This is a genomic window from Rhodoferax saidenbachensis (assembly GCF_001955715.1).
Taxonomy (GTDB): domain Bacteria; phylum Pseudomonadota; class Gammaproteobacteria; order Burkholderiales; family Burkholderiaceae_C; genus Allorhodoferax; species Allorhodoferax saidenbachensis.
Genome location: NZ_CP019239.1, coordinates 1361535 through 1374416, shown reverse-complemented (window position 1 = coordinate 1374416; position 12882 = coordinate 1361535). Strand labels below are relative to the sequence as shown.

At 60.9% G+C, this 12882-nt stretch carries 10 protein-coding genes; 4 read left to right on the top strand and 6 right to left on the bottom strand.

Annotation, left to right across the window (positions count from 1 at the left end; translation table 11 throughout):
• Window positions 1-8: 8 nt before the first annotated feature.
• The gene (locus RS694_RS06580) at window positions 9-467 is read right to left on the bottom strand and encodes a thiol-disulfide oxidoreductase DCC family protein (protein WP_029707334.1); all 459 of its coding nucleotides are present in this window, start codon (window positions 465-467) and stop codon (window positions 9-11) included.
• A gap of 182 nt (window positions 468-649) precedes the next feature.
• Between RS694_RS06580 and RS694_RS06575 the strand changes: the two genes are divergently transcribed.
• Window positions 650-1510, top strand: coding sequence for a sulfurtransferase (locus tag RS694_RS06575; protein ID WP_029707335.1), 861 nt, complete (start codon window positions 650-652; stop codon window positions 1508-1510).
• A 99-nt stretch (window positions 1511-1609) separates the two neighbouring features.
• On the opposite strand, the gene RS694_RS06570 is transcribed toward RS694_RS06575, so the two are convergent.
• The 4 genes from RS694_RS06570 to polA form a co-directional block, all read right to left on the bottom strand.
• Complete coding sequence (locus RS694_RS06570; protein WP_029707336.1) at window positions 1610-2410, bottom strand: ZIP family metal transporter; 801 nt, start codon at window positions 2408-2410, stop codon at window positions 1610-1612.
• Window positions 2407-3309, bottom strand: a complete 903-nt coding sequence (locus tag RS694_RS06565) for a dienelactone hydrolase family protein (RefSeq protein WP_029707338.1) — start codon at window positions 3307-3309, stop codon at window positions 2407-2409. The genes RS694_RS06570 and RS694_RS06565 overlap by 4 nt, the downstream gene beginning before the upstream one ends.
• 96 nt (window positions 3310-3405) lie before the next feature.
• On the bottom strand, window positions 3406-5187 hold the full coding sequence (locus RS694_RS06560; protein WP_076069470.1) for a methyl-accepting chemotaxis protein: 1782 nt from the start codon (window positions 5185-5187) through the stop codon (window positions 3406-3408).
• Between the two features lie 151 nt (window positions 5188-5338).
• Window positions 5339-8149 (bottom strand): DNA polymerase I, encoded by a 2811-nt coding sequence (polA, locus tag RS694_RS06555; protein WP_029706789.1) that lies wholly within the window; start codon window positions 8147-8149, stop codon window positions 5339-5341.
• 59 nt (window positions 8150-8208) lie between these two features.
• Here polA and RS694_RS06550 point away from each other — a divergent pair, with 59 nt between their 5' ends.
• From RS694_RS06550 to RS694_RS06540, 3 genes are read left to right on the top strand one after another with little or no spacing between them, the layout of a single operon-like run.
• Window positions 8209-9213: a homoserine kinase gene (locus tag RS694_RS06550; RefSeq protein WP_051391773.1), complete on the top strand. Its 1005-nt coding sequence runs from the start codon at window positions 8209-8211 to the stop codon at window positions 9211-9213.
• Window positions 9210-9992, top strand: a complete 783-nt coding sequence (locus RS694_RS06545; RefSeq protein WP_029706791.1) for a BPSS1780 family membrane protein — start codon at window positions 9210-9212, stop codon at window positions 9990-9992. Before RS694_RS06550 ends, RS694_RS06545 begins: the two co-directional genes overlap by 4 nt.
• Window positions 9989-10747 carry a FecR family protein gene (locus tag RS694_RS06540; protein WP_029706792.1) on the top strand — a complete coding sequence of 253 codons (759 nt, stop codon included), beginning with the start codon at window positions 9989-9991 and terminating at the stop codon, window positions 10745-10747. Before RS694_RS06545 ends, RS694_RS06540 begins: the two co-directional genes overlap by 4 nt.
• Window positions 10748-10811: 64 nt before the next feature.
• Here the strand turns inward: RS694_RS06540 and RS694_RS06535 are convergent, their stop codons facing one another.
• Window positions 10812-12761, bottom strand: coding sequence for a PhoX family protein (locus RS694_RS06535; RefSeq protein ID WP_029706793.1), 1950 nt, complete (start codon window positions 12759-12761; stop codon window positions 10812-10814).
• Window positions 12762-12882: the final 121 nt, after the last annotated feature.

Here is a 12882-nt window from a genome sequence, read left to right as displayed (position 1 = left end):
GGTAGTTTTCAGCTCAGAAATCGTTCCTGAAATCGGGCGTCCGGAAGGTAGCAGGTATCCCGGCGACCAAACCATTTGTACCTATTGGATGCAATGAGGTTGTAGAGCCAGTCCTTCAAGGACTGAGGCAGGAAGCGAGCTACTCCCCCAAAACTCCAGGGAAACCCCAGCCCTTGTGCCATGCGAATGGATCCGTCCAGCCGATACCAAGGCTTTCCATCTTCGATCAGGATATTTGTTTCGAAATCGGTTTGACTCAGGCCGTAATGCCTATAAAGAGCCTGACCCAACTCGCTTTGAGCGGAAAGCAAACGGAATTTTGCTCGCGTGTCATGGCTGAGCACGAAATTCACCCAGCCTGAACACAGAACGCACATGCCATCGAAGACGATGATGGGCTTGTCGTCGGGGAAGTGGGGCACCAGTGCGTCTTGTCGGTAGCTGTAGGGAGTGTTTTCATGGGCCATTTTTAGCGCCTGTACACCCTATCAACTGCAAAGACATCCTCTAGTTCCATGCGCACAGTTTAACGCTGCGAAATGAATGAGCGCGATCGCCGCGCAACGGACTGATGAGGCCACTGGGTATACGTCGCGCAGCCCAGCGAGCGCAAACAACAATTCGAAAGCAAATAGATAATCGCAACACCATGACCTACACCACCCTGATATCCGTCGCCCAGCTCCAGGCCCTGCAAACCAGCGGCGCGCCGCTGATGGTGTTTGACTGCAGCTTCGATCTGATGAACGCAACCCAAGGTCCAGCCCAATATGCAGAGGCCCATATCCCCAGCGCGGTGTACGCCCACCTGGATACGGCGCTGAGCGCCAAAGGTGACCCGACAGCCGCCTCCGGTGGGCGCCACCCGCTGCCCTCCCGCGAGACCTTTGCTGCCTGGCTGGGCAGCGTGGGTTTTGCCAACGGCATGCAAGCGGTGGTGTACGACCGCCAGGGCGTGAACTACGCCGGCCGCTTGTGGTGGATGCTCAAATGGGCGGGCCATGAAGCCGTGGCCGTGCTGGATGGCGGGCTGCAGGCCTGGCAGGCAGCGGGCAATGCAGTCACTGCCGCCACCGAAGCCGCCCGCCCCGCTACCCCATTCGCGCTGAAGGCCCCCCTGGCCACGCTGGTCGATGTGGGCACCGTGGTGCGCCGCCTGGGACACGCGGACCAACAGGTACTGGATGCGCGCGGCGCCCCCCGCTACCGCGGAGAGATAGAGCCCATCGACCCGGTGGCGGGCCATATCCCCGGTGCGCTGAACCGTCCGTTCACGGCGAATATCGGTGCGGATGGATTGTTCAAACCCGCGGCCACGCTACGTGCCGAATTTGAAGCCTTGCTGGGCCAGCGTGACCCGGCCAGCGTAGTGCACCAGTGCGGCAGCGGCGTGAGTGCCGTGCCGAATCTGCTGGCTATGGAAGTGGCGGGTTTGGGCCGTACGGCCCTGTTTGCCGGAAGCTGGAGTGAGTGGAGCAGTGACCCCGCGCGACCCGTGGCACAGGGATAAATCCGACTCAAAACCCTCCGTTCGGACTGAGCCTGTCGAAGTCCAGCGCGTCTAGTGCTCGCCCCACCCTTCGACAGGCTCAGGGCGAACGGAATACGCTCAATGCCCGTGGGGCATCTGGCTCACCAGACCGACCAGCGCAATACCGGCCAACAGCCAGCCCACCTGCACGACGGTCTCCTTCGCATTGAGGCGCCTTTGCAGTTGCGGAATCAGATCGGCCAACGCCACATAGATGAAGCTGCTGGAGGCAATCACCAGAAAGTACGGCAGGTAGTCCTGCAATTGGTCGACCAGCCAGAAACCCACCAGGCCACCCAGAGCCGTCACGGCACCGGCCAGGGACACCTTGACCAGGGCCATGCGGCGGTTGCTGTTGCCCCGGCGCAGCACCATCAGATCGCCCATGTGGTGCGGTATCTCATGGGCCAGCACCGCCACCGATGCGAGCAAGCCCAGGCGGGTATCGGCCATAAAGGCCGAGGCAATCAGGATGCCGTCGCCAAAACAATGCACGCTGTCACCGGTGAGAACCGCCCAGCTACCAGTGACCGGGGCATGCGAATGCCCATGGTGGTGATCGTCAGCATGTGCGTGCGCATGGTCTGCCTCGCCGCCGTGGTGGTGCTCATGGCCGTGGTGCCACAGCTCGGCCTTGTCCAGCAAAAAGAAAAACACCAGCCCGATGAGCAGGGCCATGAACAGCTCCTGCGCACCGGCCTGGCTCTCGAACGCCTCGGGCAGCAGGTGCATGAAGGCCGTGGCCAACAGGGCCCCGGCGGCCAGACTCAGCATGTGCTGGGTGTAGCGTGCCAGCGGCCCGAAGCTCAGGGCGGCGGCTACCCAGACACTGCCAATGCCCGCCGCCAAAGTACCTATCAGAATCGCAATGAGGGTCACGCGACTCCCTTGGCCTTGAACCATGCCAGCGCGCGCTGGAAGCCGTCTTCTGCCGCTTCCTTGCGGTAGCTGGAGCGGTAGTCGGCGTGGAAGGCGTGCGGTGCCTGTGGGTACACCACAAATTCCGAAGCTGCAGCGGCCTTGTTGCCCTTGGCGGCTGCCAGGGCATCCTTCATTTCATTCACCGTGGTGAGCGGAATGCCGCCGTCCTGCCCGCCGTACAGACCCAAGACCGGCGCCTTGAGGCTGGCCGCCAGTTCCAGCGGGTGTTTGGGCGTGAGTGCAGACGGCGCACCGACGAGGCGCCCGTACCAAGCCACGCCAGCCTTGACCTTCTTGCTTTGCTCGGCGTAGAGCCAGGTGATACGGCCACCCCAGCAGAAACCGGTAATGCCCACCTTTTTCACATTGCCACCGTTTTCGGCAGCCCAGGCGATGGCACCGTCCAGATCGGCCATGACCTGTTCATCGGGCACTTTGTTGACCACTTCCGCGATCAGCTTGCCGATGTCGGTGTATTTGGACGCATCGCCTTGGCGGGCGTACAGATCCGGGGCGATGGCCAAATAACCGGCCTTGGCAAAACGGCGGCAGGTATCGGCAATGTATTCATGCACGCCAAAGATTTCCTGCACCACCAGTATCACGGGCAGGTTCTTCTTGCCTTCTGGGGCGGCGTAATAGAAGGGCACCGAAAAGCCCTCCATGTCGTAAATGCCTTCTCCCGCGGCGAGCCCCTGTGTAGATGTCTGGATGGCCGTCTGCGCCATGATGGGCATGGCCGTTGCCGCGTAGCCGACACCCAACGCCGTTTTCAGGGCGGTACGGCGGGTGGCACCGTTTTCCGTGCTCTGGCCGGGCAAGAGGGATTGGATGCTGTTCTTCAATTCTTCAAACATGCGTGTCTCCTAGGGTTGGTAAAAGGCGGATGCGTGTAGGCAAGCAATAAAACTCCGTGCAAACCGGGGGAATCCCGGTGCGCGGTGGCTTCAAAGTTAAAAGGTTTCCCAATCGTCATCTCCGCCCGCGGGGGTGACCTTGGCGCTGGCCTTGGGCGCAGACAGGCTCGCCACCTTAGTGGCGGCAGCTTTCGGCACAGGCTTGGCGGGCATGGCCTTGACGGATGCCTTTGCACCCGCAGCAGCGGGGGCACTACGCGCAGCCACCTTCACTGGTGCGGCCTTGTGAACAACGGGGCTTGGCGAACGGGTCACCGTCTGGTCTGCGGCGCCAAGTTTGAACACGGCCACCACCTGCACCAGCTCATTGGCCTGGCTCTTCAGGCTCGATGCCGCTGCCGCCATCTCTTCCACCAGCGCCGCATTCTGCTGCGTGGCCTGGTCCATCTGGGTCACCGCCTCGCCTACCTGAGCGACGCCAGAAGCCTGTTCGTTGCTGGCCGCGCTGATCTCTCCCATGATGTCAGTCACCCGCTTGATGGAACTGACCACCTCGGTCATGGTGGTGCCCGCCTGGTCGACCAGCGCAGTTCCCTGTTCCACCCGCTCCACACTGGCGCCGATCAGGCTCTTGATCTCTTTGGCGGCTTCGGCAGAACGGCCGGCCAAGCTTCGGACTTCACTGGCCACCACCGCAAAGCCGCGCCCTTGTTCGCCCGCTCTGGCGGCTTCCACCGCGGCATTCAGGGCCAGGATGTTGGTCTGGAAGGCAATACCGTCGATCACGCTGATGATGTCGCTGATCTTGCGGCTGGATTCGTTGATGCCTTTCATGGTCTCGACCACCTGACCGACCACTTCGCCGCCCTTGATGGCGACGGTAGAGGCGTTCATGGCGAGTTGATTGGCCTGGCGGGCACTGTCCGCGTTTTGTTTGACGGTGGAGCCTAGTTCTTCCATGCTGGCCGCGGTTTCTTCCAGCGCAGAGGCTTGTTGTTCGGTGCGGGCACTCAGGTCGTTGTTGCCTTGGGCTATTTCGGCGCTGGCGGTAGCGACGGATTCGGAGCCACTGCGTACATTGCTGACCACCTTGACCAGGCTGGTTTGCATGTCCTGCAGGCTGCTGAGCAACTGCCCCACTTCATCCGTGCGCTGGTTGTCAATATGGGTCGTCAGGTCACCTTCGGCCACTTGCCGTGCTACAGCACTGGCTTGGTTCAGTGGGCGCGTAATGCTGTTGGACAGGAGCCAGGCCACCGTCAGTCCGAGTAAAACGCTGACGACGCCTAAAGCAATCATCAACGTGCGGCTTGATTTGTAAATCTCATCAATGGATTTACCGATTTCATCAATCTCTTGGCGCTGCATGGTCAGCAGCTCTTCCATCTTGGCTTGATATACCTTTCCAGCCGGAACGAACTTTTCCTCCATCAGCTTCAGAGACTCTTCCGCTTTACCTTCCTTCTTCAGATTGACGACCGCATCCCTCACCTGGATGTAGGCCTTGCGTTGCTCTCCGACCGCCGCATACAAGGCCTTCTCCTTGTCAGTTTCCATCAACTCTTCGAGCATCTTTTGGTATTCCGTGGAGCTCTTGGTAGATGCAGCCTGGTCTTCCGCAAAAAAAGCAGCGAGGGACGGATCGCTGCTGCGCGCAATGGCCGATGTGCGGCGAATACCCGCATAAATATTGCGATACCAGTCGCCGATGATGCGCTCCGTCTTGATCGGACTGGCAATCATTTCTCGGCTGGCGTCCGCCACCGCACTCAGACGTGACAGGCTTACAAGGATGACGACAATGGACAGCGCCAGAACCAGTGCGAATGCCGCACCCAGACGCTTGCCCACCGATACGTTATTGAAAAAGGCAGCCATATCAACTCCATTCTTAGTTACGCCAAACCACTTCCACACACCCAACCAACCCCTGCATTCCTGTCATCCAACCCAGGCGGTGACCAGCATGCGGTGCTGCATTCTAGGCCTCGCTCTGTGACACATGGCAAGCTGTAGAGCCACCGTCTTTTCAATGCGCCTTGTCCCAGTTGGGGCCCACCCCCACCTCGGCCAGCAGCGGCACTTTGAGGTCCGCCACACCGGCCATCAAGCGTGGGATTTCGGTCTTGAGCCACTCCACCTCGTGGTCCGGCACCTCAAACACCAGTTCATCGTGCACCTGCATGATCATCTTGGTGGCGCGTTTTTCGGCGTCCAGCACCTGCTGCACCTTGTTCATGCTGAGCTTGATCAGGTCCGCCGCTGTGCCCTGCATGGGTGCGTTGATCGCGGCCCGCTCCAGCCCTGCCAATTGCGCACCCTTGGCGGTCTTGATACCGGCCAGCTGCAAACGCCGGCCAAACACGGTTTCCACATAGCCTTGGCTTTTGGCCAGCTCGCGTGTGGTTTCCATATAGGTCTTGACGCCCGGGTAACGCTCAAAGTAACGCGCGATGTAGTTCTTGGCCGCGGTGTTGTCGATGCCCAGATTGCGCGCCAGGCCAAAGGCGCTCATGCCGTAGATCAGGCCGAAGTTGATGACCTTGGCGTAGCGCCGCTGCTCACTGCTCACCTGGTCCACCGGCACGCCAAACACTTCAGCGGCCGTGGCGCGGTGCACGTCCAGCCCGTCATGGAAGGCCTTGAGCAATGCCGCATCGTCGCTGATGTGGGCCATGATGCGCAGCTCGATCTGTGAGTAATCGGCGCTGGCAATCACCGAGCCAGCAGGTGCCACAAAGGCCTCACGCACGCGGCGGCCTTCCGCGGTGCGGATCGGGATGTTCTGCAAGTTAGGGTCGTTGCTGCTCAAGCGTCCTGTCACGGCCACGGCCTGGGCGTAATGTGTGTGCACACGGCCATCGCTTGGCAACGCCAGTTGCGCCAGCTTGTCGGTGTAGGTGCCCTTGAGTTTGGCCAGTCCGCGGTGCTCCAGCAGCTTGGCGGGCAGTGGGTAGTCCTCGGCCAGCTTCTCCAGAACCTCTTCATCGGTGCTGCGCGCGCCCGTCGCGGTCTTCTTGACCACCGGCATGCCCAGCTTGTCAAAGAAAATTTCGCCCAACTGCTTGGGGCTGCTCAGGTTGAACGGTTGCCCTGCAATCTCGTACGCCTCGGTTTCCAGTTGCAGGATGCGCTGGCCCAGCTCATGACTTTGTTTGGCCAAGGTGGGCGCGTCAATCAACACGCCGTTGCGCTCGATGCGGTACAGGGTTTCGCTGCTGGCGATTTCCAGTTCGTAGATGAACTTGAGTTTGTCGTTGGCCTGCAGTTGCGGCCACAGCACGCGGTGCACGTCCAGCGTCTGGTCCGAGTCTTCGCAGGAGTATTCAGCGGCCTTGGCAATATCGACCTGGTCAAACGGAATCTGGTTCGCGCCCTTGCCGCACAAATCTTCATACGTGATGCCGCTGCGCCCCAGATGCCGGTCTGCCAAGCTGGACAGGCCATGCGGCATATGCACTTCCAGCACGTAGCTTTGCAGCATGGTGTCGTGCGCGTAGCCCTGCACCTCGATGCCGTGGTTGGCAAACACATGGCGGTCGTATTTCATGTGTTGGCCCAGCTTCAGTGCCTTGGGGTTTTCCAGCCAGGGTTTGAGTTTGGCCAGCACCTCTTCGCGGTTCAGTTGTTCCGGTGCGTCCGGGTACCGGTGGGACACCGGAATGTAGGCCGCTTGGCCCGGCTCCACGCTGAACGATATGCCAACAATCTCGGCACGCATTTCATCGAGCGAGGTGGTTTCGGTGTCCAGCGCAACCAGCTCGGCGGCTTCCAGCTTGGCTAACCAGGTGTCGAACATCTCCCAGGTCAGGATGGTGTCGTAGGCCAGGTTGCTGGCACGGGGTGCAGGCGCAGCTGCGGCAGGCTCGGCTTCATCAAACAGGCCCGGGGCAGACGCCTTGGCCTTGCCAGCCTTGGGCGCGGCGGCCGGTGTGCCCGCGTCGGCACTGGCGCCGCTGAGTGACTTGGCCAATCCTTTGAATCCATATTTCTCATAAAAAGTGACCAAAGCCCCCGTATCTTCTGCGCCGACAGCTATGGAATCCATAGCAGGCAGATCGGGCAGCCAGTCTTTCAGGTCGCAGTCGGTCTTGATAGTCAGCAGGCTGCGGCCTGTCGGCAGCCAGTCCAGCGTCTTGCGCAGGTTCTCGCCCACGACGCCGCCAATCTTGTCCGCGTTGTCCACCACGGCTTGCAGCGAGCCGTATTCCAGCAGCCACTTCACGGCCGTCTTGGGGCCCACTTTGGGCACGCCGGGCACGTTGTCCACGGTGTCACCCACCAGGTTCTGGTAATCCAGCATCAGGTGGGCGGGTATTCCGAACTCTGCCTGCACACCGGCCAGGTCGCGGCGCTTGCCGTTCATGGTGTCGATGATGGTGATGCGTTCGTTGACCAGTTGCGCCAGGTCTTTATCGCCGCTGCTCACGATCACTTCGATGCCCTGGTTGGCTGCGGTGACGGCCAGCGTGCCGATCACGTCGTCGGCCTCCACGCCGGGCACGTCCAGTACGGTCCAGCCCAGGTGGCGCACCACCTCGTGGATGGGTGCGATCTGGCTGCGCAGGTCGTCGGGCATGGGGTCGCGGTGCGCCTTGTATTGGGGGTAGATGGCGTCGCGAAAGGTCGGGCCCTTGGCGTCAAACACACAGGCCACGTAATCGGCCGGCACTTCCTTGCGCAGGCTGTTCATCATGTTGATCATGATGCGGATGGCACCGGTCTTTTGCACCGTGCCGTCGGGCAGCGTGATGCTCATGGTTTCGCCACCGGCAAAAAAGGCGCGGTAGAGGTAGCTGGAGCCATCGACCAGCAGCAGGGTTTTGACAGTTTCACTCATAGGGCCATTTTGCCTGTCCCACAGACGGCCGGTTCCGGCATGGGCCCTACAATTCGGCCATGGCGGTTTACACAGAGGTTTCCTTCGAGGAAGCCAACCAATTTTTGCAAAGTCTTGCCCTGGGCACCCTCCAATCCATGGAGGGGTGTTCGGGCGGCATTGAAAACACCAACTATTTCGTCACCACCGACCAGGGCGCCTATGTGCTGACCCTGTTCGAGCGGCTCAGCGCCGAGCAGTTGCCGTTTTACCTGCGGCTGATGAAACACCTGGCCCACCACGGCATTCCCGTGCCGGACCCGGCCGCCAACCGCGACGGCGACGTGCTACACCACCTGAATGGCAAGCCCGCTGCCGTGGTCAACCGCCTGCGCGGCAAGAGCGAACTGCGCCCTGACGCCGCGCATTGCACGCTGGTAGGCAGCATGCTGGCCCGCATGCATTTGGCCGGGCGTGACTATTCGATGCAGCAGCCCAACCTGCGCGCCCTGCCCTGGTGGAACGAGACGGTGCCCGTGGTGCTGCCTTTTCTGGAGCCCGCCCAGGCGGCGCTGCTGCAAAGCGAACTGGCCTACCAGAACCACGTGGCCACGCAGTCGGCCTATGGCGCCCTGCCACAAGGCGCCATCCACGCCGACCTGTTCCGCGACAACGTGATGTTCGAGGTGGCGGCCGATGCAGCGCACACGCCCGCCCTCACCGGTTTCTTCGATTTCTACTTTGCCGGCAACGACGCTTGGCTGTTCGACATTGCGGTGTGCCTCAACGATTGGTGTATTGATCTGGAAACCGGCGCGACGGATGCCGAGCGCACCGCCGCCTTCCTGGACGCCTACACCGCCGTGCGCCCGCTGAAAGCGCAAGAACGCACGCTGCTGCCCGCCATGGCGCGCGCCGGTGCACTGCGCTTCTGGCTCTCACGCCTCTGGGACCTGCACCTGCCACGCGAAGCCTCCATGCTCAAAGCACATGACCCCAGCCATTTCGAGCGGGTACTGCGCCAGCGTATCCAACACCCTCTGACCCTGCCTGTGGTGGAAACCACCGAAAGCCTTGCCGCATGAAGCTCCAAATCGTCCCGGCCAGCCGGGGAAGCCAGTGGGTCAAGCTGGGCATACGGACCTTCTTCAAACAGCCATTGGCGCTGGCAGGCATGTTCTTCATGTTCATGGCCACCATGTCCATCCTGAGCATGGTCCCCTTCATTGGCAGTGCGCTGGCCCTGGCGTTTATGCCGGCGGCCACACTGGGCCTGATGGCTGCGAGCCAGCAGGCCACCGAGGGCAAGTTCCCCATGCCCCTGATGTTGTTCAGCGCCTTTCGTGCCGGACGCCCGCAAACCCAGGCCATGCTGGTGCTGGGCGCCCTGTATGCGCTGGGATTTCTGGGCACCATGGGACTGACTGCGCTGGTGGATGGCGGCCAACTGGCCAAGCTGTATCTGCTGGGCGGGGCGTTTAACGCCGAGACCCTGCAGGAGCCCAATTTTCAGATCGCGCTGCTGCTGTTCCTGGCGCTGTACATGCCTTTGTCGCTGATGTTCTGGCATGCCCCGGCACTGGTGCACTGGCATGGCGTGTCGCCGGTCAAGAGCCTGTTTTTCAGCCTGGTGGCCTGCATGCGCAATTTCTGGGCCTTCACGGTATTCGGGTTGGTCTGGATGGCTGTATTCCTGGCCGTGGGTATGCTGGTGGCGACCATGGGCGCGTTGTGGGGCAGTGCAGATGCCACGGCCGCCCTGCTGTTTCCGGCCATCCTGCTGATAGCAGCCATGTTTTTTACCTCCCTCTATTTCACGTACAGCGACAGTTTTGACCTTTCCACTACCGGAGACACCCCATGACGCAGCACCATTTGCAAGGCCGCACTGAATCCGAGGTGCTGTGGTTCCAGCGCCGCAGTTTTCTGCAATCTGCCGCAGCCTGGACCGCGATGGGCGGCTTTGGTGCCGCACAAGCGCAATCACGCAGCAATGTGGTGGAACTGGTGGGTGACGCCACGGTCAACGGCGGCCGTCTGGTGAACGGGCAGTCAGTGCAAACTGGCGACCAGATCGCCACCGGCCCGGGCTCCAGCCTGATTTTTGTGCTGGGCAATTCGTCTTTCCACGTGCGCCAGAACTCCATGATGACAGTGGAACGTGGCAACACCTTGAGCGCCGTGAGCCTGCTGCGTTTGGTGACAGGCGCTGTAATCAGCGTGTGGGGCAAGGGCACCAGCCGCCAGATCATCACGCCAACCCTGACCGCAGGCATCCGCGGTACCGGCGTGTACACCGAGATCTTTGCCAACCAGGAAGGCCGCAGCTATTTCTGCAACTGTTATGGCACGGTGGACATGAGCTCCGGCCGGGACAAGACCACCAGCCGCTCCGACTATCACCAGGCTTTCTGGGGCGAAGTCACTCCGAAAAACGGCCGTTCACTGACGCCCGCCAAGGCCATCAACCACACCGACGAAGAGCTGGAGTTCCTGGCCCAACTGGTGAACCAGCGCACCGCCTGGCAAGTGCTCGGCAAAAAGGGCGTGAAAGACGGCAGGGGTTATATGGAAGAGAAGGACGGTCAGCGGCATCCGGCTGAAATGCCCATGCTCTAAGAGCCTCTCTTGCACCATGAAAAAGCCGGGCACTGCCCGGCTTTTTCATTCATGTGACGATCGTTCAGCCCAGCTTGATGGCTGCGGGAGCACCCGTCAAATAACCCACCGCTGCACCGAAGCGGTTTTTGTAGTTGGCACGCACCAACGGGTCCAGCGTGGCTTGCACTTTGCCGTGCAACTTGGGAATCCAGTCACCGGGGTGTTGGAAATTGGTGGTGATGTAGGTCCAGCCATTCAAGTCGTCCACGACACCCAGACCGGTGGCTTCCGCGCCGACGGGCATGGACATCAAACGGCTGAACTTCTTGGTGTCCACGTTGTAGGCCCACACGAAGTTGTTCACGTGGGTGCTGCTGTCCTCGCCAATGAACAAGGTCCGCAGCTTCTCCGAGAACTTGAGGTTGTCGGGGTTGGACACCATGTCCGGATTGGCCAGATTGCCCAAAGCGTCCGAGGCGATGTCCTCACCCATGAACAAGGCACGCATCTGGTGGGGTACCCACTCGCTCTTGATGGCAGCGCCGGTTTGGTCAGCCTGGCCGCCTGCCAGGTTGTGGGCCATCACGCCACCCGCGATCAAGGCCTTGTTCACGGTAATGCCGCTTTGGGCATTCCATCCCTTGCCGTCCTTGACCATGGAGTCCTGGATGTTTTGCAGTGCCGAGTAGGCAATCTTGTCCTTGATGTTGACGGTCGTGCCTTCCATCTTGGTGAAGCCCATGCTGCCCCCCATCAGGTAGGCGTAACGCTGGGTTTCCAGGAAAGCGGCGGCCTTTTCCATGCCAGGCTTGACCTTGATCCAGTTGGCGGTGCCGTTGTAGAAAATCTTGGTGAAGCTGGCGTCGCTCGGGTCGGCCTTGCGGACATCCATGATGTCCGTGGGCTTGAGCGTGTTGGCCATTTTTTCAATGTCGTCGCTGGTGGCATGGCCCAGTTTGATCCAGCTGATCTTGGCGCCAGGCGCAGCAGGGTCGATAGAGAAGCCTGCGCCCAACTTGGCCACATACAAGGTACCTGCAGACAGCTGTTTTTCCTTGTCCGCCACGAACATGAACAGGCCGCTGTTGGTGGCGTCGTTGCCCATCAGCGCGGTACGGTTGTCTGGCATGACCTGGATCAGCTCGTGCGACAGGCGGCCCATGCAATAGTGCTTGACCAGGGTGCCAGAACCGTCGGGGTTCACCGTCACTTCGGGCTGATGGCCATAGTGGTAAGGGTTGGCAATGCTTTCGTCACCAAACAGATTTTTGCTGAAGGATTTGAAGACCTTGTTGTCCGCCACCGAGAAGGCATCGGGTTCGTACTCTTCACTGGACAGATGCGTACCCCAGGGCGACAGGCTCGAACCACAGGTGATCCACAGACCTTGCGCCTGCGAGGTGTCCACGTTGTGGTACTTCACCAGTGTGAGTTTGCCCGTGGTGGGGTCTTGGTCCAACGTCAACACCGCGATGGGGGATGGCAAGGTGCCATAGGCATCGGCGCCGGATTGGTCGGCATTGGTGTATTCAAACTGAACTACGGCAAACACGGCCTTGCCCTTGATGCCCTTGACCGTCGTCGTTGGCAGTTGCAACAGGGAGGTGCCATCCGGGCAGTCCGAGAAAAACTGACGTTCTTTGCCTGGGACCGATTTGTCGAAAATGGGCTTGTTCAGAATATCCACGTAGCCGCCGGCCAGCACGGTGCCGCCTTTGCCATCGGGCACTTGGTCACCGGTGATGAAGAAAGGCTCGTACGCCAGCTTGTACGCACGGGTGGTGCCATCCTGCAGGGTCACTTGCAGGCTGGAGGCCACGGTAGTGGTCGCCATGGCAGCCGGATTGGCCAGTGTGGGGGCGGCCATGGCGCTGAAGGCCGCCGACGCAAATGGGGCGCTGGACATGGCCGTACCAGTAGTGGCACAACCGCCGAGCAAGGTACTTGCACCAAGGGTGCTCAGGGGCAACATGGGCGCCGTGGCAAGGAATTTGAGCGCCGTGCGCCGGCCGGGTTGTTGCAGTGATGTCATGGTCGGTTTTCCAGGGTTGGGGGATGGATACCCCTATGCTAGAAACCCAACGTGACAGTTGTGTGAAACCCTTCCCCCCACGCCCTGCGGCCTGCCCCCAGAGCGCTTGGTCGCGCCCCAC